At 41.0% G+C, this 25,580-nt stretch carries 27 protein-coding genes; 17 read left to right on the top strand and 10 right to left on the bottom strand.

Annotated features, from left to right (window positions below):
- The 5 genes from QT711_RS13840 (at position 1) to QT711_RS13820 (ending at position 3,758) form a co-directional block, all read left to right on the top strand.
- Entirely contained in the window at positions 1–456 is a 456-nt protein-coding gene (locus QT711_RS13840) for an NUDIX hydrolase (protein ID WP_317945166.1), read from the top strand.
- Between the two features lie 101 nt (positions 457–557).
- Positions 558–1,940 (top strand): class II fumarate hydratase, encoded by a 1,383-nt coding sequence (gene fumC / locus QT711_RS13835; protein ID WP_317945165.1) that lies wholly within the window; start codon positions 558–560, stop codon positions 1,938–1,940.
- A gap of 5 nt (positions 1,941–1,945) precedes the next feature.
- Positions 1,946–2,359, top strand: a complete 414-nt coding sequence (locus QT711_RS13830) for an HIT family protein (RefSeq protein ID WP_317945163.1) — start codon at positions 1,946–1,948, stop codon at positions 2,357–2,359.
- Positions 2,360–2,423: 64 nt separating this feature from the next.
- Positions 2,424–2,924, top strand: coding sequence for a PCYCGC motif-containing (lipo)protein (locus QT711_RS13825; RefSeq protein ID WP_317945161.1), 501 nt, complete (start codon positions 2,424–2,426; stop codon positions 2,922–2,924).
- Positions 2,925–3,227: 303 nt separating this feature from the next.
- Positions 3,228–3,758: a DinB family protein gene (locus tag QT711_RS13820; RefSeq protein WP_317945159.1), complete on the top strand. Its 531-nt coding sequence runs from the start codon at positions 3,228–3,230 to the stop codon at positions 3,756–3,758.
- A gap of 36 nt (positions 3,759–3,794) precedes the next feature.
- Here QT711_RS13820 and QT711_RS13815 read toward each other — a convergent pair whose 3' ends face one another.
- The 3 genes from QT711_RS13815 to QT711_RS13805 all read right to left on the bottom strand — a co-directional run bounded on the left by QT711_RS13815 (position 3,795) and on the right by QT711_RS13805 (position 5,585).
- Entirely contained in the window at positions 3,795–4,082 is a 288-nt protein-coding gene (locus QT711_RS13815) for a hypothetical protein (RefSeq protein WP_317945157.1), read from the bottom strand.
- 135 nt (positions 4,083–4,217) lie between these two features.
- The gene (locus QT711_RS13810; RefSeq protein WP_317945156.1) at positions 4,218–5,090 is read right to left on the bottom strand and encodes a DUF3298 and DUF4163 domain-containing protein; all 873 of its coding nucleotides are present in this window, start codon (positions 5,088–5,090) and stop codon (positions 4,218–4,220) included.
- A gap of 6 nt (positions 5,091–5,096) precedes the next feature.
- On the bottom strand, positions 5,097–5,585 hold the full coding sequence (locus QT711_RS13805) for a sigma-70 family RNA polymerase sigma factor (protein ID WP_317945154.1): 489 nt from the start codon (positions 5,583–5,585) through the stop codon (positions 5,097–5,099).
- A 145-nt stretch (positions 5,586–5,730) separates the two neighbouring features.
- Here QT711_RS13805 and QT711_RS13800 point away from each other — a divergent pair, with 145 nt between their 5' ends.
- The gene (locus QT711_RS13800; protein ID WP_317945152.1) at positions 5,731–6,396 is read left to right on the top strand and encodes a Dph6-related ATP pyrophosphatase; all 666 of its coding nucleotides are present in this window, start codon (positions 5,731–5,733) and stop codon (positions 6,394–6,396) included.
- Between the two features lie 147 nt (positions 6,397–6,543).
- Positions 6,544–7,098: an integrase gene (locus tag QT711_RS13795; RefSeq protein ID WP_317945150.1), complete on the top strand. Its 555-nt coding sequence runs from the start codon at positions 6,544–6,546 to the stop codon at positions 7,096–7,098.
- 345 nt (positions 7,099–7,443) lie between these two features.
- Here QT711_RS13795 and QT711_RS13790 read toward each other — a convergent pair whose 3' ends face one another.
- The 4 genes from QT711_RS13790 to QT711_RS13775 all read right to left on the bottom strand — a co-directional run bounded on the left by QT711_RS13790 (position 7,444) and on the right by QT711_RS13775 (position 9,889).
- On the bottom strand, positions 7,444–7,770 hold the full coding sequence (locus QT711_RS13790; protein ID WP_317945148.1) for a nucleoside triphosphate pyrophosphohydrolase: 327 nt from the start codon (positions 7,768–7,770) through the stop codon (positions 7,444–7,446).
- Between the two features lie 32 nt (positions 7,771–7,802).
- The gene (locus tag QT711_RS13785) at positions 7,803–8,255 is read right to left on the bottom strand and encodes an NUDIX hydrolase (RefSeq protein WP_317945147.1); all 453 of its coding nucleotides are present in this window, start codon (positions 8,253–8,255) and stop codon (positions 7,803–7,805) included.
- Between the two features lie 14 nt (positions 8,256–8,269).
- The gene (locus tag QT711_RS13780; RefSeq protein WP_317945145.1) at positions 8,270–9,445 is read right to left on the bottom strand and encodes a class I SAM-dependent methyltransferase; all 1,176 of its coding nucleotides are present in this window, start codon (positions 9,443–9,445) and stop codon (positions 8,270–8,272) included.
- A 123-nt stretch (positions 9,446–9,568) separates the two neighbouring features.
- Positions 9,569–9,889: a winged helix-turn-helix transcriptional regulator gene (locus tag QT711_RS13775; RefSeq protein WP_317945144.1), complete on the bottom strand. Its 321-nt coding sequence runs from the start codon at positions 9,887–9,889 to the stop codon at positions 9,569–9,571.
- Positions 9,890–10,238: 349 nt separating this feature from the next.
- Here QT711_RS13775 and QT711_RS13770 point away from each other — a divergent pair, with 349 nt between their 5' ends.
- Positions 10,239–11,504 carry an MFS transporter gene (locus QT711_RS13770; RefSeq protein WP_317945143.1) on the top strand — a complete coding sequence of 422 codons (1,266 nt, stop codon included), beginning with the start codon at positions 10,239–10,241 and terminating at the stop codon, positions 11,502–11,504.
- Between the two features lie 86 nt (positions 11,505–11,590).
- Here the strand turns inward: QT711_RS13770 and nfsA are convergent, their stop codons facing one another.
- Positions 11,591–12,322 carry an oxygen-insensitive NADPH nitroreductase gene (nfsA, locus tag QT711_RS13765; RefSeq protein WP_317945142.1) on the bottom strand — a complete coding sequence of 244 codons (732 nt, stop codon included), beginning with the start codon at positions 12,320–12,322 and terminating at the stop codon, positions 11,591–11,593.
- An 89-nt stretch (positions 12,323–12,411) separates the two neighbouring features.
- Here nfsA and QT711_RS13760 point away from each other — a divergent pair, with 89 nt between their 5' ends.
- A complete protein-coding gene (locus QT711_RS13760; protein WP_317945141.1) occupies positions 12,412–13,992 on the top strand; it encodes an FMN-binding glutamate synthase family protein in 1,581 nt (526 codons plus the stop codon).
- A gap of 101 nt (positions 13,993–14,093) precedes the next feature.
- Positions 14,094–15,731, top strand: a complete 1,638-nt coding sequence (locus tag QT711_RS13755) for an AMP-binding protein (protein WP_317945139.1) — start codon at positions 14,094–14,096, stop codon at positions 15,729–15,731.
- 166 nt (positions 15,732–15,897) lie between these two features.
- Here QT711_RS13755 and QT711_RS13750 read toward each other — a convergent pair whose 3' ends face one another.
- Together QT711_RS13750 and QT711_RS13745 are read right to left on the bottom strand one after the other, a co-directional pair.
- Entirely contained in the window at positions 15,898–16,266 is a 369-nt protein-coding gene (locus tag QT711_RS13750; RefSeq protein WP_317945138.1) for a DUF2188 domain-containing protein, read from the bottom strand.
- 478 nt (positions 16,267–16,744) lie between these two features.
- Complete coding sequence (locus QT711_RS13745) at positions 16,745–17,224, bottom strand: nucleoside deaminase (protein ID WP_317945137.1); 480 nt, start codon at positions 17,222–17,224, stop codon at positions 16,745–16,747.
- A 243-nt stretch (positions 17,225–17,467) separates the two neighbouring features.
- Between QT711_RS13745 and putP the strand changes: the two genes are divergently transcribed.
- From putP to QT711_RS13710, 7 genes are all read left to right on the top strand, one after another.
- On the top strand, positions 17,468–18,955 hold the full coding sequence (gene putP / locus QT711_RS13740; RefSeq protein ID WP_317945136.1) for a sodium/proline symporter PutP: 1,488 nt from the start codon (positions 17,468–17,470) through the stop codon (positions 18,953–18,955).
- Between the two features lie 146 nt (positions 18,956–19,101).
- Entirely contained in the window at positions 19,102–19,797 is a 696-nt protein-coding gene (locus QT711_RS13735) for a VOC family protein (protein ID WP_371391627.1), read from the top strand.
- 36 nt (positions 19,798–19,833) lie between these two features.
- A complete protein-coding gene (gene hflX / locus QT711_RS13730) occupies positions 19,834–21,105 on the top strand; it encodes a GTPase HflX (protein WP_317945134.1) in 1,272 nt (423 codons plus the stop codon).
- Positions 21,106–21,711: 606 nt separating this feature from the next.
- The gene (locus tag QT711_RS13725; RefSeq protein ID WP_317945132.1) at positions 21,712–22,602 is read left to right on the top strand and encodes a DUF6612 family protein; all 891 of its coding nucleotides are present in this window, start codon (positions 21,712–21,714) and stop codon (positions 22,600–22,602) included.
- Between the two features lie 297 nt (positions 22,603–22,899).
- Positions 22,900–23,850 (top strand): ABC transporter permease, encoded by a 951-nt coding sequence (locus QT711_RS13720; protein ID WP_317945130.1) that lies wholly within the window; start codon positions 22,900–22,902, stop codon positions 23,848–23,850.
- Positions 23,843–24,793: an iron chelate uptake ABC transporter family permease subunit gene (locus QT711_RS13715; protein WP_317945128.1), complete on the top strand. Its 951-nt coding sequence runs from the start codon at positions 23,843–23,845 to the stop codon at positions 24,791–24,793. Before QT711_RS13720 ends, QT711_RS13715 begins: the two co-directional genes overlap by 8 nt.
- Positions 24,790–25,551, top strand: a complete 762-nt coding sequence (locus tag QT711_RS13710) for an iron ABC transporter ATP-binding protein (protein ID WP_317945126.1) — start codon at positions 24,790–24,792, stop codon at positions 25,549–25,551. The genes QT711_RS13715 and QT711_RS13710 overlap by 4 nt, the downstream gene beginning before the upstream one ends.
- Positions 25,552–25,580: the final 29 nt, after the last annotated feature.

Genomic DNA, 25,580 nt, shown 5'->3' with positions numbered 1-25,580 from the left:
ATGAATTACATTCAAACGATGCGACAACTGATTGGAAATGAAACGCTACTGACGATTGGCTGTGGAGTTATTTTAGTTGAGAACGAAAAAATATTACTGCAACACCGAACGGATGAGGATAATTGGTGTATCCCAGGCGGCATGATGGAGCTCGGAGAAACGTTTGAAGAGACAGCCATACGAGAGACACTTGAAGAAACGGGTCTTGTCATAAAGGAATTGAAACTATTTGGCCTGTATTCAGGTGAGTCATGCTTTGTTACGTATCCTAACGGTGACAAGGCATACAGTGTGCAAATCATCTTTCAGTCCTCGCATTTTGAAGGGAATCTGATACATGCTGGTGAGGAGACGAAAGAACATCAATTTTTTCATAAACATGAACTGCCGTCTAATTTGAATACAAGGCAAGGACGATTCATTCAAGAGTGGGCAAACGGAAAATCTAGTATATAAACAAGACTCGGGAAACCGGGTTTTTTTATTTCAACTGCAAAAAGGTGTATGATAGGAGAAGAAGTTTTCTTTTATTTCTAATTAGGAAAGGCGGAGAAGTAATGGATTATCGAATTGAGCATGATACGTTTGGAGAAATTAAAGTCCCAGCAGATAAATTATGGGGTGCGCAAACACAACGCAGTCGGCAAAACTTTAAAATTGGAGGCGAACAGATTCCACTTGGCGTTATTAAGGCGTTCGCCCATCTGAAAAAATCAGCGGCCATTGCGAGTCACTCCTTTGGCAATCTTTCCGAATTGAAAATGAAAGCAATCGCAACAGCAGCGGATGAAGTACTCGAAGGGAAATGGGACGACCAATTCCCGCTCGTCGTTTGGCAAACGGGTAGTGGTACGCAATCCAATATGAATATGAATGAAGTGCTAGCGAACCGAGGCAATCAGCTATTGGAAGAATGGGGCGAAGTAGACCGCCTACATCCAAATGACGACGTCAACAAATCGCAAAGTTCGAACGACACGTTCCCAACAGCACTGCATGTCGCAGGCGTTATCGCTGTTGAACGTGAATTGTTGCCGGCATTGGCTCAATTAAAAGCGACATTACAAAATAAATCCGAAGCATTCATGGATATTATTAAAATCGGTCGCACGCATTTACAAGACGCGACGCCACTGACACTTGGGCAAGAAATTAGCGGATGGCATCGGATGCTTGAAAAAACGGAAAAAATGTTGAAGGACAGTGTCCAATACATGAAAGAACTGGCCATTGGCGGAACGGCAGTCGGTACAGGACTCAATGCGCCAAAAGGTTTCGGTGAAAAAGTGGCCGAAGAAATCTCCAAGTCGGTCGGCATTTCATTCACATCAGCGGAAAACAAATTCCACGCACTCACGAGCTATGATGAAGTCGTCTATACACACGGTGCCATGAAGGCGCTGGCAGCGGATTTGATGAAAATCGCGAACGATGTAAGATGGTTAGCAAGCGGTCCGCGTTCAGGAATTGGGGAAATCACCATACCAGAAAACGAGCCAGGTAGTTCCATCATGCCTGGTAAAGTGAATCCTACGCAAAGTGAAGCGCTCACAATGGTGGTCGCCCAAGTGATGGGGAACGACGCAACAATCGGATTTGCAGCAAGCCAAGGGAACTTTGAACTGAACGTATTTAAACCTGTTATCATCTACAACTTCCTGCAAAGTGCTAAATTACTCGCAGACGGTATGATTAGCTTCAATGATAATTGCGCGGTTGGGATTGAACCAAACAGAGAAGAAATTAATCTTAAAGTGAAAAATTCACTCATGCTTGTCACGGCATTGAACCCACATATCGGCTACGAAAATGCGGCGAAAATTGCTAAGATGGCGCATAAGGAAGGGACAACGTTGAAAGAAGCGGCTTTGAAAACGGGTTTATTGACGGAAGAACAGTTTGATGAATATGTAGATCCTTCTAAAATGATTGGGCGATGACTGTTATGAAAGAAAAGAATTGTCCATACTGTCAGTTGACTGCAGATCCAGAACAACAAATTATCTTTGAGACAGCTACTTGCGCGTATATCCAAAAGCCTTCCGAACAAAAAGTGCTGGAAGGTAGCGGATTAATCGTACCGAAGCGCCATGCTGTGGATGTATTTTCGTTAACAGCTGAAGAGTGGCAGGATACGCAAGAGCTTTTGTTAAAAGCAAAAGCGTATTTGGAAGAGCAATTTGGTCATGAAGGCTATACAATCGGTTGGAATACAGGTGAAGTAGGCGGTCAATCGATTCCGCATGCTCACTTGCACGTCATTCCGCGATTTGCGGATGAGCCGCTTGCCGGAAAAGGAATTCGATATTGGATAAAACAAAAGGAAAATAGACGGAATACATTGTCCACAAAGTTGTAACCCTTTTTCCAATAAAAGTCCGTTATGATGAAGGGACAACTACGTATTAAAGGAGTAGACTTGAATGAAAAAGAGCCTCATGCCTATACTGTTAATTGTTATTCTTGTCCTTTCAGCTTGTGGAAGTAAGGCGCAACAAGAGGAGCACAACGAAGAAATGGAAGTTGGTCATGAAAAGCATTTGCCGAATGGCGATTTGCAAGAAGTGACTGCATCTGCAACAGAATTACCGAAGTTCTTAGATGACAAACCGGAAGACATGCAACTGGTCTATCAAGTTGCAGCAAGTGCTTCTGACGTGCTCACCTACATGCCTTGCTACTGCGGATGTGGAGAAAGTGCAGGTCACGGCAGTAACTTGAACTGTTTCGTTGATGAAATCCGAGAAGACGGTTCTGTCGTCTGGGACGATCACGGAACTCGATGCCTCGTCTGCTTGGAAATTGCAGTGAAATCCGTACAGATGAAACAAGAAGGCAAGTCGTTGAAGGAAATCCGCGAATACATTGACGAAACTTACAATGAAGGATACGCAAAACCAACTGACACACCGATGCCAGCATAAATAGCTGAAAAGCTGCCCTGTGTGAAAAAGGGGCAGCTTTTTGTATGGAGATAAGTAGGTCTTGGAATAGAGTTTTAATCAATTCGTAAGAACCTTTCCTCAAGGCGTTGATTAACCCACCGTAACCCACTCCCGCACGAATGCATAAACCTCAACATAGCATTAAGCAACCATACAATCGCCACATTCTACATTTTATTTTTCTGAATTTGTTTCTAGCACTTTAAATTTTCTTTAAAACATCGTATGCTGTGTGAGAGAAAATGAGTTTGATATTCCGTTCGGAAATGAGGGAGAGATGGAATGGTTTTTGAAGGGAATAATAAAGTCAGAAGAAAAATCTATCAAGCAATCGATGGATTAACGGATCATGAATTTAACGAAAAGCCGTCAACAGGCGGATGGTCACCAAAGCAGATTTTGGAGCACCTCGCATTGATGGAAACATATATAGCTGCAAGAATTTCAGGTGAATTGAAGAATCCTGATAGCCCGAAAGCTTCTAAAAGAATCATCATGTTGCCGGGAAGTGTGGTACTGAAAGATCAACTTCCTGAGCAAACGGAACCGACGGAACACTACAAAACAATATCGGAAATGAAAGAAGAACTTCACAATTCGCGAATTTATCTTCTTGATGTGTATGACGCAAGTTGCAAAGACGCCCTAAAAGAGAAGTCGCTTGAGCATCCGAATATTGGTTCGATCCCGTTACATCAATGGTTCCCATTTGTTGGAATGTATGAAAAGTGTCATTTGAAACAACTGCGAAAAACAATAGATTGCCTGCTAGTGCATGGTGCGTCGACAGGAAAAACAGATATTGTTGAGTAAAATCCCTATTGCTAAATGCTTAGGGATTTTTCCATTTTAACCATGCCACGCAATGACGATAAAGGTCGTCCAGAAAATCGAGGTACCTACAAGTAATGAACTAAACAAATTAAACAAAATATCACTTCCTATTAAACCATTTTTTTGATAGGAAGTTACCATAAACACAACTGAAAGAATGGAACATCCATAAGACAAACCGACACCGACATAAAACCAACTAAACGATTGTCCTCCCCAATAGAACATGTTCTGGAATAACTGGCTGAACACGAAGCCGATAATGGCGAAAAGCATTGCCAACAGCGTATGTTTTTTACTCATTTCTTCACCCCTTATTCATAACAACGAATGACTCCGTTAGAAAGTTCCGAAAAAATGTTTGCACAAAAAAATGCGTGTCGCCAACTTAATTGACGCACGCACAGTTCGTAGTTGTTGTACCGATCTACATGCATTTTATTTTATATATAAATCACTGACGAGCAAATCGTTAAGAATTTCCGACGGTATTTCAAATGTGACGAGTCCCATATAACCTGGAGCGATTTCATATTTGTCGAACGAAATCACAAGCTTTCCTTTTTCTGTGATATAGAATGATTGATTGGCATCAATTGAAGTGAAACCTTCACCAAATTCTTCTTCTGTAAAATACGAAATATTTTCGTCTTCGGCCATTTGCCTTGTAATTTCATCTGAAATATAAGCGCTAATAACGGGAATGTACTGCTCGTTTTTAAACAAACTTGGCAATGTAATGAGCACGTTATCGACTTTATCAATCGTATCGTATTGCATTGTCGTAGAGGAAGATGCGACAGTGTTCACTTGATAGCGTCCGATGGAAAGAATGCGATCGCTATCGGTTTTCACCTCATACCCTACATCCATTCCTAAGTGTCCGCCACCTGCTTTTTCAATTTCTTTCATCTCTAATTCAAATTGCTTATACAGTTCTTTGTTTTCCTCCAAATACTTTTCATTCAATGAAGCTTGTAATTCCTCATCTTCCAACCCTGTAATGTGTGGCGTAGATACATCGGCTTGGTACGTCTTCTCTTCAAATGCGACCTGATGGATTGTTAGCACTTCAACAATCGAACCTAACACTGGAACGTTACCCATCGCTTGTGCCAATGAAGGGCTGACGTTAATGCTGCCGATGAAAATTGCAGCCGCTGCAGCTGCTCCGACGCATGAATTACGTAAGCGATTCCCTTTTCGCTTTTGTCCTTTTGCTTGTCGAATGGCGTCTGAGACAACGCTGTTCAACTCTGCTGGAATTTCAATGTCCTCATAGTGCTTTTTCAATTTATCGATGTTTTTCAATGCGATTTACTCCTCTCCCAATTCAACACGTAATTTTCGTAGTGCTGCATATAAACGGGTTTTTACGGTATTGACATTTTCCCCAGTAATCTCCGCAATCTCTTCAATTTTCAAGTCTTCAAAAAAACGTAAGAAGATGATTGTTTTATACGTTGGCGACAAGTTATCGACAGCGTCTTGTAAGTCAAAATCATGCACAGTATTTTCGGATGAAGGTAAATGCAAGTCCAGTATTTCATCCGACATAATGGATACACGTTGGTGTTTTCGGATGAAATCAATGGCGGTGTTTACTAAAATTCGGTAGAACCAGGTCTTCATATATTTTACTTCTTCGAGGCGATCGATGGATTTCAATGCTTTTACAATGGCCTCTTGGATAATATCGAGTGCATTTTCCTTGTTCTTTACATAACTGAAGGCCAATCGATAATGGGCTTGTTGGTTTTCTAGTATAAATCTTTCTAGTTGATCGAACTTATCCTTTTTTGTCATGACAATTGGGTCACCTTCTTGATTATTGACGTATCGCGATAGCGTCTCACTAGTATGGACGGTCAATGAACGAAAATAGTTTGATTTGGAAATAAAATATGTATGCTATAATTTTACAAACATCTTGAAAAGGACGTGTTGTGTGATGAAACAACAATCATTCGTTGCTTCTTGGAGTGGTGGGAAAGACTCTGCGTTAGCCTATTATCGTGCTGTGAAGAGTGGTGGTGTACCAAAGCGTATTTGGACAATGTTTGAAGAAGATAAAGAACGTTCGAAATCACATGCGCTTCCACTAGCAATCATTCAAGCGCAAGCAGAAAGTATAGGCGTACCGCTTATGATAAGAGGGGCAAATTGGGGGAGTTATGAGCAACAATTTTTAGACGCTATGCAAGAGTGTGTGGAAGAAGGAATCCCAAACGGAGTTTTTGGAGATATCGATTTGGAAGATCATTTGACATGGGTGCAGACAACATGTGCAAAAGTAGGTATGGAAGCGATCCACCCGTTATGGATGGAACCTCGACGTGCTTTGTTGGAAGAATTCATTCACGCTGGATTTGAAGCGTACATTGTCGTTGTAAACACGAAATTAATGCCTGCTGCATTTAACGGTCGAAAATTTACAATCGATCTTATGGATGAACTTGAAGCACTCGGCATTGATGCGTGTGGAGAATCAGGGGAATTTCATACAGTTGTTGTGGATGGACCGATTTTTAAGAAACGGATTCCAATCAAGTTCACTGGGCAGCATGAACATGGAGGTTATGTGTTTATGGAGGTAGGTGTGGATGAAGGAAAGTGAAGTTCTTCTCTAAGGGTAACTGAAACAATGTGGGAAATTGCTGGATACGCCTTGAAAAATCAATAATTATTTTATACAATAGATAAAGTTTAATGTGTATTATCTATTAATAAAAATAGAAAATAGCTATACAGTCAGGGGAAGAGGATGTACGTTACAAAACACGAGATTTTCAGCATCATTAAGACTACGATGCGAGCCGTCAATATGGACATGGAACTGAAAGATGAACACACTGGGGTTAACATGATGTACGATTTCATCAAGGATGAAGTACTTGTAGATTGCAACCGGGTGCAGGAAGCGTGCCAGGAGTTAGATAAACAGATACCGTTACGAACCTATGTAGAAATTATCACCATTCATGAACTTGGTCACGCCATGGACAGGGAAGCGCTTCTAGCTTCACTTGACCGTGCGGTTGAGTTGTACGAAGCGAAAAAAATGGTGGCAGCTGAAAACCGGGCGACTGATATACCGTTCATGACACTGCGGCTTGAGGAGCTTTCGACAGATATCGCCTTTGAAAAAACAGCATGGGCAAATGCTGAAATGTTGAACCGTTTTTTTGAAGTTGTCGACTGGGATTGTTTTGAGATGGTAAGGACTCACAGTCTATCAACTTATGAAAAGTTGTTTGAACAAGAATTGAAGTGCTATGAAGAACTGATGGAGCAAGATGCAGTACATACATTACAATAGTATTTACGGTGCATAACCGGTTCAAGCAGGCGTTTATCTGCTTGAGGATCAACGAGGAGATGGGGAATCATCGTTAATGTGGAAGACGTGATTTTTACAAGTGTTTTTTTCATTGGCATTATTTTTCTTGTGGTGTTTCTTGTTAAGATTGCTAGAATCTCAAAAGACAATCGAAAGTTGAAAAAGACTAAGATTGAACACCAAGTAGACGAGTTAACCAAAAGGGTTGAAAAGCTGGAAAAGAAGTAATTACACGGTTTACTGCGTAACAAAATAAAAAGCTGACATGAAACAGATTTCCTTCATGTCAGCTTTATTGTATTAGTTGCTCCCGAAAGGCGAACTTCACTCATCCTCAACATCAATTAAAAATATCCGTTCTTCAAACCCGCCACGTTTCTCTGCTTTTTGCTGACGTATTTTTTCTAATTCCTCCACGGAAAATCCTTGGGACATAGCGGCAGCGTGTAAAAGTTCCAGTAGGTCTGCGAGTTCTTCGATGGCATCATCTGGCGTTTCTGCTGCCTCATACTCAGCCAATTCCTCATGCATTTTTCGATTTACTTCGACAATGTACTCGTCTTCGCTCAACACCTTCGTCGAACAAAGTTTGCCTGATTTCTCGATAATAGTCGGTATGAAATCCCGCACTAGTTTATGATATGTCGGCAAAGATTCACCCCCTAAAAACTTTCCATAAAGTATCAGCTACTTATCGACTTCAACAACAACATATCAACTTCATCAACCGTACCAATTTCCTCAAGTAAATCCCAAAGCATTATTTCGGACGTTTCGTTATTAATCAAAAACGGTTCGAGCTTATCAAGAGATGCGACGTAAACAGGATTATATTTGAAAGTGCCGTTCTCAAGTTTTTTCGCCTGTAAAAGACCCAGGAATGTTAACTGATCAACAGTTTGCCCGGTTTCTTCAAAAAGCTCTCGTTGTGCACATTCTTTTGCAGTTTCTCCTGCTTCTCTTTTTCCAGCAGGTAATTCCCATTGTTCTCTCCAAGTGTTGTAGCACATCAGGTGTTTTTCAGAACAACTCAATATTGCAAATGAACCTGCGATTGGTTGAAAGGAATCCAGTTCTTCTTCCTTACACATCAAAAAATCCACAAATTCATACCCGTTGTTTTTCGTATTGATCAATGCCCTGCCTTCTTTCAATCTGTTTTTAAATACCCGGCATCCGCAAGTTCCTTCTCCAAAAACGGTTTTGCCTGCAACATTTCTCTGAAAGCTTCATACTTTGCAAATTTTTCATCGTTCGCTTTCTTCCCGGTAAAATAGGCACGAATCAATATGTTTTTAGGCGTATGCTCCATATCGATGAACTCGAGTAGCTGTGCATCATATCCGACAAGTGCTAACAGCTCGGCGCGGATGGAATCGGTGGCAAGGGCAGCGAACCGCTCCTTAATAAGACCGTGTTGTAACATGACGTCCAGAGCAGGTGATTCAATTTGGGAAAACAATTCGTGTTGGCAACAAGGGACACTTAGAATGACCTTGGCGCCCCACTTGACTGCTCGAGCAAGTGCCATGTCTGTAGCGACATCACATGCATGCAAGGTGACGACCATGTCTACAGCAGTTTCGTCGTTGTAGTCATTAATATCACCAACGAGGAATTCAAGCTGTTCATACCCAAGATCATGCGCAATGCGATTGCATTCTTCAATGACTTCTTTCTTTAAATCTAGTCCGGTCACACGGATATCCATCCCTTTTTCAACATGTAAATAATGATAAAGTGCAAACGTCAAATAAGACTTACCGGAACCGAAATCTAAAATGCGAACTGGACGGTCCTTCGGCAAGTGAGCAAGTGCGTCGTCAATGAACTCTACAAACCGATTAATTTGACGGAATTTATCGTATTTCTGCTTCTTTACTTTCCCTTCTTGTGACTGTACTCCTAAGCGGATAAGGAAGGGATAAGGCGTTTCCTCATCCAATAAATAATTCTTTTTCCGATTGTGTGATAGATTTACGACCTTCTTCACCTCGGCCTTCTCAGCTTTCCAAGATACCTTGTATTTCTTGGTCAGTTGGATATGCACATTCTCGTCAGTGAACTCTGCTTGCATCTGTTTAAACTGCTCTAATTGTTGTTGTAAGGCAGAACGGATATCTTCTAGTTTTACGTTGTCATGCTTCAAAATACGATCATAATGGTATTCAAACTGGATATGCATGTCATTCTTTATTTGAACAGGTTTTAGTTTCACCTTTCCGAGTCCGGTCGATTTATAGCGGGGCTGACTAATTGTTCCTTTGATGAAGGTGCCTTCTTCCATCCGGCGGGCAATCGTTTCAATCAGTTCGTCAAAAAGCATCTTCTAGTACCTCATTTCGTGCGAGTGTGTATGTATTACCATACCAAAAAAGAACCCACAAAGGTGACTCTAAAGCATTGTGGGTTCTTAAAAGTATTGATCTTTAGGGTGCAGTGAACTTTATCATAGCCAATGTTTTGCCCAGTCTTGAATTGGTTTTATTGCTTTTCCTAAGTCTTGGCCTTTTTGGGTTAATGAATATTCTGTTCGAATGGGTCGATCTGTAATGACTTGACGGAAGACGATACCAATATCTTCAAGCTCTTTCACTCGTTCTGTAAGCATGCGGTTACTCAGTTCAGGGATTTTAGAATTAATTTCACTGAATCTTTTAGGTTCTTTCATTAAGGAACATATGATTGTGCACATCCACTTTTTCTCAATGATTTGATAGGCTGCATTGATTTTCGTGTAAACATCTTCCGTGCTTCTCGTTTTTGTCACTTCAATCGCCCTTTCTTACATATTTCAAAAAACAATAGTAAATAACGAATAGTATTAACTTACAGTAGTCTGTTAATTCTATCATAATACCGTTAAAACTTGTAGCATATCAAGAGTCAAAAAATGTCCTATTTATGGTATTGACAACTAGGTTCAAACAGGCTATCATCGTTACGGAAAATAACTTAGGTACTATAAGTTACTTATAAACACTTTTGTTGAATAGCTGGGTTGACGAACACACGCTAGGACACGCTTTTGCGCATAGCTTGTCTACTATGACAACATAGTTTGTATAATTTAGTACTAGCAATAGAAAACACCAAAGAGAAGAAATGAGGATTTCTACATGAGTGTTCAAAAGAAAAGAATTCACTATGCTTGGTGGGTTTTAGTAGGTTTAGTTTTAATGGTTGGTCTTGCAAAAGGTGGCATAATGACAGCTGGTGGCTTGTTTTTAACACCTGTAACCGAAGACCTTGGAATAGGTATGGGGAGTTTAACGTTATATTTTAGTATTTCTTCCATCGTCACGATGTTGTTCCTTCCGATTGCTGGAAAGTTGATGGCGAAATATGATATTCGTATCCTGCTAATCGTTGCGATTGTCTTGCAAGGTGGAGCGTTTGCGATGTTTGGTTTGATGAACTCCGTATGGGGTTGGTATTTGTTCTCAATTCCGATGGCGATGGGATCTGTATTTACAGGTCAAATGGCTGGTCCAGTTCTTGTCAATAGATGGTTTAAAAAGCATAATGGTTTGGCAATGGGGATTATCATTTCTTCAGGTGGACTATTCGGTGCAATACTTCAACCAGCGGCAGGGAATTTGATTGCTAGTGAAGGTTGGAGAAACACGTATATGATTCTAGGACTTGGCGTAATGGCGATTGTCATTCCTGTTGTATTATTGACGATCCGTATGGCACCAAAGCAAAAAGGTCTTCAACCATACGGTATGGCTGAAATGCCAATTGATGCGGCACAAACTGCAGCGTCAGTGGCTGAAACAGGTGTAACTTCAGCAGTCGCGAAAAAATCGAGTGCGTTTTATATGTTAGTGCTCTTCTTCTTCCTGTTGACGTCAATTGCAAGTTTTAATCAGCACGTCGCACCATTTGCAATGGGCTTAGGGTACGACATTAAATTTGCAGGTAATGCAATGGGTGGTTGGTCACTTGGTGTTGTTATTGGAGCCCTAGTATTAGGCTTCCTAAGCGATAAAATTGGTGTAAAGAACACATCAATCTTCTCTATGTTGTTAGGGGTTGTTCCGATCGTCATTTTGCTGTTCGTCCCTGGTAACAAAATGATGTTTACAATAGCTGTTTTCATTCTAGGCTTCGTTATTGCAGCACTTGGAACGTTAGGACCGTTGTTGACGACAGCACTCTTTGGTAACAAAGAATATAGTCAAATTTATGCATTAGCAGCAATCGGTTTAGCGGTAGCAGGTATTGTCGCACTTCCTTTATACGGTTTTATCTACCAAATGACAGGTAGTTATACAACAGTACTTTATGCGATTATTGCAATGTTTGTCTTAAACGTAGTCGCAATACTTTTCGCTTTCAAAGGGAAAAAGAAATTAGAGACTGCTGGTTTGTGGAGTTAAATCGAATACTTATAGGAATAAACCATCTGTCTGTTAGCTGAAGAGGCTAGCAGACGGATGGTTTTTCTTGTGCACACAAGCACTTGTCAGTTCATTTCAAAACCTTGTTGGATGAGGAATTCTTTCATATACGTACGTTTTGGCTCGGATAGGAAATCTGCCATTTGCAAGGACCATTCCGTATCCTTCTGGTTTGATCCGCGATTAAGATAATACGCATGCATCGTCTGATCATATGCTTGTAAAAGCTCCTCATATTTGTCGCTGTCATAGCCATTCTCGTGAATAACAGCTTCAACAGGTAACCTCGGTTTCACTTCATTCGCTTCGTCAGGTACGCCGATTGTCATAGCGAACAATGGAACAACCCCTTTTGGTAATTGAAATAGCTCACTTATTTCGTGTGGTGCATTCCGGACGCCTCCGATATAACAGATGCCGTATCCTTGGCTTTCAGCAGCAATGGCGACATTTTGGGCAAATAAAGCAACATCCACTGCACCTACTAAAAGATTTTCGGTATACGAATAATGAATATCCTTTTGATGAAGCGCCCCTGCTTTTTCTAATCGACAATAGTCGGCACAGAACAGAAGAACAGCCCCTGCTGAAAGAATTTGTCGTTTATTCTTAGAAAGCTCAGCTAATTGCTCGCGCTTTTCCTGCTCGGTCACGTAGATGACAGAATAGGCTTGGACAAAGTGAGAGCTAGCGGCATGCTGTCCAGCGTGAATGAATTCATACACTTTTTCTTTTGGTAGAGTGAGATCCTTGTATTTTCGGACAGATGCATGTGCAGTTAATAATTCGATGACCATTACGTTTCCTCCTAATTGTTTAAGTATTCTATAGTTAGTGAATAGATTAATGGTACACTACAAAAATCCGTTCGAAAAGGGGTGTCGAGATGAGTTGGTTGGAAAGTATTTCGATGACGACAACAGTCATTCTCCTATTTTTAGTCGTCATTCCAATACTGACAGCACTATTTCTTTATTTCTATGATAAAAGGCAAAAGCAGCATGCGATTCTACGGAACTATCCGATTTTAGGTCGAATGCGGTATGTGCTTGAAAAGACAGGTCCAGAACTTCGACAATATTTGTTTGACGATGACAATGACGGTGAACCGTTTAATCGGGAAGAATATTTACATATGGTCATGCCAGGCAAGTATTTAAACAATGTTATCGGTTTCGGATCCAAACGAAACTTTGATGAGGCCGGCTATTATATTCGTAATGCGATGTTCACAAAACAGAATGAGGAAATGCGTGTGGACAATGAAACCCTCATCCATACAATGCGTTACAGGATTGATAACGATAATTTATTTTCCCGCAAGGAACATCGTGAAGAAATTCCAACGATGCCGTGGTTATTACCAGATGAGGATGCAATTATTATCGGACCGAATTGCGAACATCCTTTTCACGTAAGAAGTTTGCTTGGACAATCTGGGATGAGCTACGGAGCGCTTGGTGAAAATGCGATTACAGCACTGTCGAAAGGAATCGGGTTGGCAAAAGAAGCGTGGATGAATACGGGTGAAGGTGGACTATCCCCTTATCATTTGGCAGGTGATGCGCACATTATTGCACAAATTGGCTCTGGCCTCTTTGGATTCCGAACGGAGGATGGCGAATTCAGTTGGGAAAGATTACGAGAAAAAGCGGAAATCCCACAAGTGAAAGCTTTTGAGATTAAGCTCGCGCAAGGTGCCAAAATGCGCGGTGGTCATGTCGAAGGAGAGAAAGTAACCGAGGAAATTGCTAAGATCCGGAATGTAGTACCGTATACGACCATTAATAGTCCGAACCGGTTCAAGCAGTTCTCGGATTATCCGACATTATTTGACTTTATCGAAAAAATACGAAATCATAGCGGAAAACCTGTTGGGATAAAAGTAGTGATTGGTGGGAAAGAAGACGCAGAAGAGCTCGCTTCATTCATGGAGGAAACGGGAAAAGGGCCCGACTTCATTTCCTTGGACGGTGCGGAAGGTGGCTCCGGTGCAACGTACCAAGATTTAGCTGATAGTGTTGGACTGCCTTTGAAATCTGCACTCATGCTTCTCGATGATGCATTGAAGAAACATGGCGTACGTGATGAAGTGAAAATTATAGCATCTGGCAAAATTACAACGCCTGATAAGGCTGCATTGGCATTGGCAATGGGAGCCGATCTCGTACAAATCGCCCGCGGATTCATGATTTCCGTCGGTTGTATTATGGCGCACCGTTGTCACACAAACGATTGCCCTGCAGGTGTTGCAACAACCGATAAAAACTTGCAGAGAGGACTTGTCGTAGAAGAAAAGAAGTATCGGGTAACGAATTATATATTGACGATGCGTGAAGGATTGTTCCGCATTGCAGCAGCGGCCGGTCTTGATTCGCCGACGAAATTAGAACGCCATCACGTCGTTTATAAAGACGAGAGGGGTCGTGTCTTCCCGTTAGATAATTTGGGCGAATCGTATAGGTAATCGTGAATAAGGCTGACAATTGAATAAATTTACCCACTACTCCTTCCGAATTTTGTGATAATATGTAACTAACAATAGATTTTTAGAAAGGGGATAGGTGGATGTCTTTGTTAAATCAAACAGTTGGAGAAGTCGTGAAAGAATGGACACAAAAGAATCCGGACAAGGAAGCTTATGTGTATCCCGAACATGGAATTCGCAAGACGTATCGAGAGTTCGACCAGGAGACGGATGAACTGGCGAAGGCATTCATCGGGATGGGGATAAAAAAAGGGGAGCATGTCGCGATTTGGTCGGACAATAAGCCTCAATGGTTATTGAGTCAATTTGCTACCGGTAAGATGGGAGCCGTTCTCGTTACCGTCAACACGAATTATCAAGCCAATGAATTGGAGTACCTCTTAAAACAATCAGATGCAACGACATTGATCGTAGACGAGGGTTTTAAAGGAACAAGTTACATCGATATTATCCGTTCTATCTGTCCCGAGTTAAATGATAAGGAAGATGGCTTCGTAACAAGCCAACGATTGCCTAAGTTAAAAAGAATCATTCTGATGACCGATAAGCAAGAGGCGGGCATTTATAAGTGGTCCGAATTTTTAGCGCATGCAGATGGAATTACGGATGATGAGCTGAAGAAACGACAGCAATCCATGACCGCCGATGATGTGATTAACATTCAATATACGTCAGGAACAACTGGGTTTCCAAAAGGGGTCATGTTGACGCATCATAATATCGTCAATAACGGTAAAATTATCGGTGATTTTATGAAATTAACGAACGAAGACCGAGTTTGTATTCCGGTACCATTCTTTCATTGTTTCGGATGTGTGCTAGGTAATTTAGCAGCTGTGACACATGGAGCTACAATGGTAATTGTAGAGCAATTTGATCCGTTACGTGTACTGCAAGCAGTACAAGACGAAAAGTGCACTGCGTTACACGGTGTTCCGACGATGTTCATTTCAGAATTGAATCATCCTGATTTTAAAAAGTATGATACATCTTCATTGCGCACTGGCATTATGGCAGGCTCTACATGCCCGATTGAAGTGATGAAACGCGTCATTTCGGATATGGGTGCTCATGAAATTACAATTTGCTATGGACAAACGGAATGTTCGCCGGTCATTACACAAACGCAAACGGATGACCCAATTGAAAAACGCGTATCCACTGTTGGTAAACCACATCCATATGTGGAAGTGAAAATCATAGATCCAATGACGGGTGAAGAAGTGCCTGTTGGAGAACCAGGAGAACTTTGCACGCGCGGTTACCACGTTATGAAGGGTTATTATAATAACGAAGAGGCGACACGTGAAGCGATCGATGAAAAAGGATGGTTACGTACAGGTGATATCGCGGTCATGGATGAAGACGGCTATATTGATATTACTGGGCGGATAAAGGATGTCATCATTCGAGGTGGGGAAAATATCTATCCGCGAGAAGTCGAAGAATTTCTTTACACACATCCTGCCGTTTTGGATGTGCAAATTGTTGGAGTGCCTGATGAGAAGTATGGCGAGGAAGTCATGGCTTGGATTATTCCAAAGAAAGGTGCTGCCATTGACGAAGAATCTATACGTAGTTTCTGTAAAGGGCAAATTTCTCACCTTAAGATCCCCCGGTTCATTCATTTTGTAGAGGAGTACCCAATGACGGCTTCTGGGAAAATCCAAAAGTTCAAACTTCGAGAAATGTCGGTAGAAGAAGTGGTGAGCCGGTAATTGAAAGAGTGAGTTGTGGGAGGTCCTTACACACTTGCTTAAACAACGAGGTAAATACAAACCGCCAGGAACCAATGATTATGAAAAATGGTTTCTGGCGTTTTTTTGTCGTTAACTAGATGTATGAAACAGTGGCTGAAGTCCATGCTACATACGGAATTCAATGTTATGCATACAATGTTTGTTCGTGGGAACCATCTTCATGGTAAATTGTAAGGATGCCGTTATGTTCATTGACATAGGGTTTCGCTTTTTCTAACAGTTCATGCTTTGTCGTTTCTTTAAAGATTGCTCGTTCGCCATTTTTCTTCATCAATATCCAATCATCGTCTCTGGCAAAAGCTTCATAAGTCGTTTGAGTTTCCGAATTATCACCTTGTACGTATTCACGAGCTTTTGCAGTCGCTATGGATATCGCGCGACCTTCTTCGTTTCCTTCGCGCAACAATGCATTTGCAATTTCAATTGCTTTTTCTCTAACATCAGAATCCAAGTTTTTAAATGAATCGGGATAATCATTTTTCGTCCACGGCATACTACATCCCTCCTTACTAGACGATTCCCTAAATGGAAGACGTTAAACTTGAAAGGGAATAGGTAGTAGTGGAGGCATTGTGACTTGGATATGCGGTTATTGAGCTAGTTATGCTGATATTTGAGGAAGAATGCTGGCGATTGAATGGTTTATGCTGATATTTGAGGAAGTATGCGGAGATTGAGTAGTTTATGCGGTTATATGAGGAAGAATGCAGCTTTTGCTCTAATTATGCAGTGATTTCAGGAGTTATGCTGAGTTATGGCCAGATCTGAGTAGGAATGTTTACCCTCTCCAGTAACGCGGGAGAAAAAATGCCTAACGAACGTTTGTCGCGCTAAATGTTCTTAGCCATCTAGAATTTTATTAGCAGCAGACCGCCAAATGAAAACGCAACATGCTAAGTGGGGAATTACAGTAAGTATCGTAGTTGTTTGACCAAAACTTCATAGTGATAATAGGAAATTGACTTGGCAAGTCAATTTCCTGAAGTGGAACCATTCCTTTTTTGGAAAACGAGGAAGGGATCTAGGGCATTGTCGGTTTTTAGTTGGATAAACGGAACTGAACGTTTGTCAGGGTCTATAGATTGGTCTGGAAAGAAGTTTTTTAAGGGATTAGCAAAACCGGTCTCTTCAGCTGCTTCTACTTTGTTGCATGCATAATAGATTTTCCCTACTTTTGCCCAATAAGCCGCACCTAAGCACATAGGGCATGGTTCACCGCTAGCGTATAAAATACAATCGGAAAGATCAGTTGTTTGTAAGGTTGTACATGCTTCACGAATGGCAAGCAGTTCTGCATGTGCGGAAGGGTCTTGTGCGATGTGAACACGATTTGTTCCTTGCCCGAGAACATTGCCGTTTTTCACAAGGAGTGCAGCAAAAGGACCGCCACCTTGCTCAACATTTTCTATTGCCATCTCAATTGTCTTTTGTAACCATTGTTCGTGTGTCATTCTGTCTCCTCCTGTCGAGTTCTGTTCATTTCCCGGGAAATCTGTTGAAAATGATGGAATAAAGTTAGTTTGTTTGGTTCTGCCTTTGTAGATGATTATAACGGAAAATTGTCTGTTCGTCAGATAGTACGCCGAATAGTAAAAATTCATAGATGTATCAGAGAAAACTTTCTTGTTTTTACCACTTTATATTTCAACACAAAATGCTATGATTAAAACGATAAAATAGATAGGGGGGACACTATGTCTACTGAACAATTGTATCAACTCATATCAATCGTTCTTTATTTAGCTCTTATGTTATTCATCGGTTGGTATGCCTTTAAAAGGACAACGAACTTAACCGACTACATGTTAGGTGGACGTTCATTAGGGCCTGCAGTTACAGCATTGAGTGCAGGAGCATCCGATATGTCAGGTTGGCTGCTAATGGGGTTACCGGGTGCAATATATGCGGGTGGCCTTGTTGAAGCCTGGATTGCTGTCGGTTTAACGATAGGTGCGTATTTGAACTGGTTGCTTGTAGCGCCGCGTCTACGCTCGTATACGCAAGTGTCCAACGATTCCATTACTATTCCTAGTTACTTAGAGAATCGCTTGAAAGACAAGTCCAGATTATTGCGGATTGCATCAGGACTAATCATTCTTGTGTTCTTTACGTTCTATGTGTCATCAGGTATGGTAGCAGGTGGAAAGTTCTTTTTAAGTTCTTTTGGCTTGGATTATCATGTCGGTTTATTAATTGTATCGGCAGTTGTAATCGCATACACGCTTTTTGGCGGATTTTTAGCGGTAAGTTATACAGATTTCATTCAAGGATTAACGATGTTCTTGGCACTTCTGTTAGTTCCCATTGTTGGGCTGTTTTTGACGGGTGGTTTGGCAGAAACGTCAGCAAGTATTACAGAAGTAAATCCTGACTTCTTTAACATTGTAAAAGGAGCAACAGCTGCAGGTATAATTTCATCTCTTGCTTGGGGCTTGGGTTATTTTGGTCAACCACATATCATTGTTCGATTTATGGCGATCAGTTCAGTAAAAGAGACAAAGAGTGCACGTCGCATTGGTATCGGTTGGATGATATTGAGCTTATTCGGTGCAATCGCAACAGCGCTTGTAGGTGTTGCGTATTACAAACAAAATCCGGATGTCAGCTTAGCTGATCCTGAGACTGTATTCATTGCACTTGGACAAATCATTTTCCATCCACTCATTGCAGGGATTATGCTAGCTGCAGTATTGGCAGCTGTTATGAGTACGATTTCTTCACAATTGATTGTAACGTCATCAGCGTTAATTGAAGACTTGTACAAAGCCGTGATGAAGTCGGATGCGACAGATAAGCATTATGTCTTTTTAGGTAGGATGGCAGTACTTGTCGTTTCTTTAATTGCGATGGTGCTTGCTTGGCCGAATAAAGAATCGATTTTAAAACTGGTATCGTTTGCTTGGGCTGGTTTCGGTGGTGCATTCGGACCGATTATCATCTTATCCCTTTATTGGCGTAAACTTACGTCGCAAGGCGCGTTATGGGGAATGGTGGCAGGAGCAATTACGGTCGGTATTTGGGGGAACGTTGAAGCGTTGTCCGATATGCTGTATGAAATTGTACCTGGGTTCATCATTTGTTTAATCGTAACGTGGATTGTCAGCTTGATGACATTTAAACCGAATGCAGACATTGACAAAGAATTTTACGATGCTGTGGAAATGGTAAAAAAAGAACGATAATGCTTGAAGAATGACTTAAAAAGAACCGTGGGTAACCAATTTGTAAACGATTGGCTGCCGACGGTTTTTATTTTGTCTTGTCAGGTGCCACTGTTCGTATACATATGATACGCTATTGAAAAGAATGGTAATAGGGGGTCGTGCAGTTGAAGTTGGATCATGTCGTATACTTTACGCATAAAAGTCCGGATGAAATCGTAGATCAGTTGCAACAAGATGGACAGCATGCAGTTGTTGGAGGACGTCATGAGAAATGGGGTACGCATAATGCGTTAATGTACGTCAAAAATGCTTATATTGAATGGTTAGCAGTTGAAAAGCTTGAGCTAGCAGAACGCGTTGACCATCCGCTAACAAGACTGTTGTTACACGATGTAAAGATTCAAGAGGGTTGGGGAACACTTTGTTTATCTGTCGAAAATATAGAAGCCTTTAACGAAGAGTTGCAAAATAAAGGATTCTTGACATCTGGTGTGTTGGACGCCCAACGAAGAACCACGAGTGGAGAAATAAAAAGATGGAAGATGCTTTTTATCAATCAACCGATTTCAAATGAACTTCCTTACCCGTTTTTCATTGAGTGGGAAGAGCCGGAGCAGCTCCGTTTCGACAAACTGAGAGCTGAAGGAGCACTTGTTGAATCCAATGAGAAGAAGGTTATACAGCAATGTGTATTTCATGTTGAAGACCCATTAGGTGTGACGGGTGAGTGGGCGGTTTTATTATCCGCGAAAGTCGACGATAACCATACAATCTCGCTTAACAATGTGACACTACGATTTATTGAACATGAAGGTGGGGTTGAGCGGTTGAAAGAAGTGGTGATTTCCACTGACAAGTAAGCATAGACAAGTTGATGTGGAAGGGGTTTTGGATGTATGGAGTTGTTAATTGAACGGGCGATTCTTGTTGGCGTACAAGAACAGAATGCTGAGCATTTTGCGTATGAAATGGAAGAATTGAAAAATTTAGCGGAAGCGATTGATGTAGAAGTTGTCGGCATGGTCACACAAAACCTTGAACGAAGGCACTCGTCCCTTTATGTCGGAAAAGGGAAAGTAGAAGAGGTAAAACGTTTCTACGAAGAGACAGAAGCCAACTTGGTCATCTTCAATGATGAATTATCGCCTTCCCAAATTAGAAATCTAGAACAAGAACTTGCGGTGAAAGTCATTGACCGGACGATGCTTATTCTGGATATCTTTGCAAGGCGAGCAAGGACGCATGAAGCGCGGATGCAAGTGGAACTAGCCCAGCTACAATATACGCTTCCTCGATTAGTCGGATTACGTGCTTCATTAAGCAGGCAAGGAGGCGGTACAGGGGGCGGTTTCCAGAACAAAGGTGCCGGAGAAACGAAATTGGAACTCGATAGACGAAAGATTGAAGATCAGATTGCAAAGTTGCGGAAAGATTTAGAGCAAGTGCGGGACCGAAGAGATACGCAGCGTAAGCAACGGAAGAAGAGCGGTATTCCAGTCGTGTCAATTGTTGGGTATACGAATGCCGGGAAATCGACGTTAATGAATGGATTATTACGGTTAATGGATGAAGAAAGTGCGAAGCAGGTGTATGAGGAGAACATGCTCTTTGCTACGCTGGATACGTCCGTTAGGCATTTGAAGTTGGCTGATAACAAAGAGTTTTTACTTACAGATACAGTCGGATTTGTTTCAAAGCTTCCTCATCATCTTGTCAAAGCTTTCCGTTCGACATTGGAAGAGGCCAGTGAAGCGGATCTTTTATTGCATGTTGTCGATGTGTCCAATGAAGAATACCGGTATATGATGGATGTAACGAATGAGACGTTGCAAGATATTGGAGTAGAAAACATTACGACGATTAATGTCTATAACAAGTCTGACTTAGCGAACGTACCTTATCCGAAACTAGAAGGGGATAGTGTATGGATTTCTGCGAAAGAAACGGACAGTTTGGTTGAATTAATCGGCGCCATAAAGAGAAAGATTTTTGAGCAATACATTACGTGCAAGCTGCTCATTCCGTTTGATCGTGGTGATATTGTTTCTTATCTAAATGACAAAGCCAATGTTAAAAAGACCGAATACGAAGAAGAGGGAACGCTTATGACGGTTGAAATGGATGCGTATGAAAAGAAAAGGTTAGAGGCGTTCATCGTTAGTCACTAATTCAGCAAATGTCTGTACACAACAAAAAACTGCACTGACAAGGTTACATGTCAGTGCAGTTCTTATCTATAAAGAGAAAGGGGGGTGGGATGGTATTAGTATGCCCGATTTACATAAAGTTAAACATTGATACTCCAAAGTGTACCGAAATGCTGTGTTAATGTATCATGCTAAACAGGATTTTAGTAAAGCGGATTTTAAATGTAGTCTGACTTATGTTGTCGCACAGAAATGCCTTTTGCAATAGTGGTTTGTTGGTAAGAAGGAACAATGAATCAAAGGTCCAAAATTGGCGATAACTTTGTCTATCCGATCGATAACTCGAGCTATCCAATCGAATAAATTGTGAATTCGATGGATAACAAACGCACATTCCATAAATCGACAAGCGCATGTTGAGTGAAGCGAAACGTAGGATGGAATGTTGTATGGATTGGTCATTTGGAGTAGGTAAGGCTCGCTTAATTGAATGAAAAAAGTCATGAATTCATGCATAGGATGAAGGATTCAAATAGTAGAAATGTGAAGAATAATGGAACCCTTTTCGTTCCGCTCCGTATGATTAACTGTAAGAAAAATAGAAAGCTGAAAGGAAGCGAACAAATTATGAAGAAATGGCTAAAAGGGTTAGGTATTGGCGTTCTCGCAGTAGGTTTAGCTGCTTGTGGATCAGCTGCAGAGCCGAAAACAGATCCGGAAACGGGCAAGAAGGTAGAAGTAAAAAACGAAAGTAAAATGACAGCGCAAGAAGTATATAGTAAAGCAATGGAAGTTTCAGCTGAACAAAAGAGCATGAATGCGGTAATGGACATTGAACAGAAGATGACAATTCCAGGTCAAGATCTAAATATGGATAGCAAAATTAAAATGGATATGGATATGATTGTAGATCCAATAGCAATGCACCAAAAGATGAGTATGGACATGGGTGATCTTGGTGCAATGGATATGGAAATGTACATGACTGATACTGGATTTTATGTGAATGATCCAGAAATGGGCGAATGGATTAAGATGCCTAAAGAGATGTATGATGAACTGATGGCGCAAATGGGCGGGGAAACAGATCCGACGCTAGATATGAAGATGTTTAAAGAGTTTAAGGATGATTTTACATTTGAACAAACAGATGATGAATATATTTTGACACTTGCTGCTTCAGGAGATAAGTTAAGCGGGTTAATAAAAGAACTAATTGGCCAAGCGATGCCTGCTGAAGGTGGATTTTCTGAAGAAGAAGCCGAAGTATATGAAAATATGGATGTCAAAAAATTGAATGTGACGATTAATATCGATAAAGAAACCTATTATACAAATGCATTTGACATGGATATGGATTTAACAATGAAGGTTGATGGCGAAGAAATGCATATGGTACAAAAAATAAAATCTGTACTTACAAAAATCAATGAAATCGAAGAAATTGCCGTTCCACAAGAAGTCATTGATAACGCAGTCGATCTAGAGGAAATAATGCAAGAGGAAGGGCAAGAATAAGATTTCTTGAATGATGTTATAGCTAATACGATTGGACGTTAGTATGATCAGCGATCCATCGTATTAGCTTTTTTCGTTTGCAGAGCGTTTTGTTGATAAACTGCCATAACTCGTAGAAGACTGTTGTAACCAAGGAGGTGTTTAGTTGTTTGAGAAAGTTGTATTATTCATTGATAATCATTTTCAAGTAGAGGTTGACACACTATATACAACTGATATAATTGGATTTGCACCTAATTGATAATCGTTTTCAGTAGATTAGTCAACTTGGTAGCAAATAAAACACTGGAGCCCTCTATGAAGAAACGTTATTTAGTTATTGCACTTATTCTATTCTCATTTCTCTCGTTATTCGTTGGAGTGAGTTCTATTAACCCGTTAGATCTCTTGGATTTTAATTCACAGGAGACTGAAATTTTCCTAATCAGCCGGGTTCCCAGATTAGTATCAATTCTCCTTGCTGGAGCAGGAATGAGTATTGCAGGTCTAATTATGCAGCAGCTAAGTCGAAACAAATTTGTGTCACCAACTACTGCAGGTACATTGGATGCAACCAAGCTAGGCATCTTAGTATCCATGTTGTTGTTTACGAGTGCTACAACGCTTGAAAAGATGATTGTTGCATTTGCTTTTGCACTAGCGGGGACGTTGCTGTTCATGAAGATATTGGACCGTATTAAATTCAAAGATGCTATTTTCATACCACTTGTTGGGTTAATGTTTGGAAACATCTTATCGTCCATTACGACATTTTTCGCATACAAAGCGAACGTCATTCAAAATATGTCATCGTGGCTACAAGGTGATTTCTCTATGATTATGAAAGGACGATACGAACTTTTATACATAAGCATTCCCGTGCTAATCATTACGTATTTGTATGCAAATCGGTTTACAGTCGCGGGGATGGGAGAAGACTTTTCCAAGAACTTAGGTCTCGCTTACAAACGTATTGTCAATATTGGGTTAATATTGGTGGCACTTGTTACGACGACTGTCATTTTGACGGTCGGAATGATTCCGTTTTTAGGATTAATTATTCCGAACATCGTGTCAATCTTTCATGGCGATCAATTGAAAAAGACATTGCCACACACCGCACTATTAGGGGCGATATTCCTCCTAATATGCGATATTTTAGGAAGGGTTCTTATTTATCCGTATGAAATCTCCATAAGTTTAATGGTAGGCGTCATCGGAAGTGGAATTTTCCTCTATTTGTTGTTTAGGAGGAAAGCGTATGCGTGATGCGACTAAATTGACAATCCTTTCTGTTTTAGCGTTAGGTTTTTGTGCCTTATATTTATTCCATGATTTAAATGGCAGCTTTGATTATGCTTTGCCACGACGGGCCATCAAGGTGATTGCGATGGTGTTGACGGGTGTCGCGATTGCGTACTCGACGGTAATCTTCCAGACGATCACACATAATCGTATTTTGACGCCGAGTATAATGGGATTGGATTCATTGTACTTGTTACTTCAAACGGTCGTCATCTTTTTCCTAGGTTCTGACCACATTACAATCGTCAACCGACATGTCAATTTCATCTTATCTGTGTTGACAATGGTAGTGTTTGCGCTTATTTTGTACCGTTTTCTATTCCGTGGAGGGAAGCGGCCGATTTACTTCCTGTTGCTTGTCGGAATTATTGTCGGAACGTTTTTCCAAAGCATCTCAACATTTCTACAAGTGCTCATTGATCCAAATGAATTTTTCCGGGTGCAGGATAAAATGTTTGCGAGTTTCAACAATGTAAGTGGAGAGTTGGTATGGTGGGCATTAGGAATTGTCATCCTTACTTTCATTGCCGGTGCAAGATCATTTAACGAGCTAGATGTACTATCACTCGGTCGTGATACCGCCATCAATCTCGGGGTGAGTTACGATCGACTCGTAAAATCAATGCTCATCATTTCGGCAATCCTTATTTCGGTTTCGACGGCTTTAGTTGGCCCGATTACATTCTTTGGATTAATCGTTGCGAACTTATCGTATCAATTCTTTAAAACCTATAAACATTCAATGCTGATTGCAGGGGCATCGGTCATGAGTGTTATTGCGTTAGTTGGAGGCCAATGGGTTGTTGAACGAATCTTTACGTTCTCGACTACACTCAGTGTCATCATCAACTTTGTCGGCGGTGTCTATTTCATTTATTTACTATTAAAGGAGAGTCGATCTTCATGATCCAAGTCCGTGAGTTGTCAAAGTTCTATGGAAAAAAAGTGGTCGTTGAGAAGGTGAATGTCGATATACATCGTGGGAAAATCACCTCTTTCATCGGTCCGAATGGAGCAGGGAAATCGACTTTACTTTCAATGGTAAGCCGACTAGTCGATGCGGATACAGGAGAAGTATTATTGGATAACAAACACGTTGACAAGATGAAATCCAATGAATTCTCAAAGCGCGTATCCATCTTAAAACAGTCCAATTTCATGAATGTACGACTGACAATCCGTGAATTGGTTTCTTTTGGGCGTTTCCCTTACTCACGTGGTAAGTTGAATGCCGAAGACATCCGCATGGTTGAACAAGCGATGGAATATATGGGATTAATGGATATGCAGCATGAATACATGGATGAATTGTCCGGCGGGCAGCGTCAACGTGCATTTATTGCAATGGTTATTGCACAGGATACGGACTACATTCTATTGGATGAACCATTGAACAACCTTGACATGAAACATTCCGTGCAAATTATGAAGATCTTGCGCCGCTTAGTTAGCGATCTCGGCAAGACGGTCGTCATTGTTTTGCATGACATCAATTTCGCTTCTGTCTATTCAGACCGCATAGTGGCACTGAAAGAAGGTCGCGTTGTCAAAGATGGTCCTACGGATGAAATCATTAACTCTGAAGCATTAAAAGAAATTTACGATATGGATATCCCTATTAAAAAGATGAATAACTGTAATATTTGTGTGTATTTCAACTCATAACCTACAAGAGAGCATGTTCGCCAATCATG

Source organism: Sporosarcina saromensis (assembly GCF_033253735.1).
GTDB lineage: Bacteria > Bacillota > Bacilli > Bacillales_A > Planococcaceae > Sporosarcina > Sporosarcina saromensis.
Note: the sequence above shows the minus strand (reverse complement) of the source record. Positions and strands in the feature narration are given on the sequence as shown.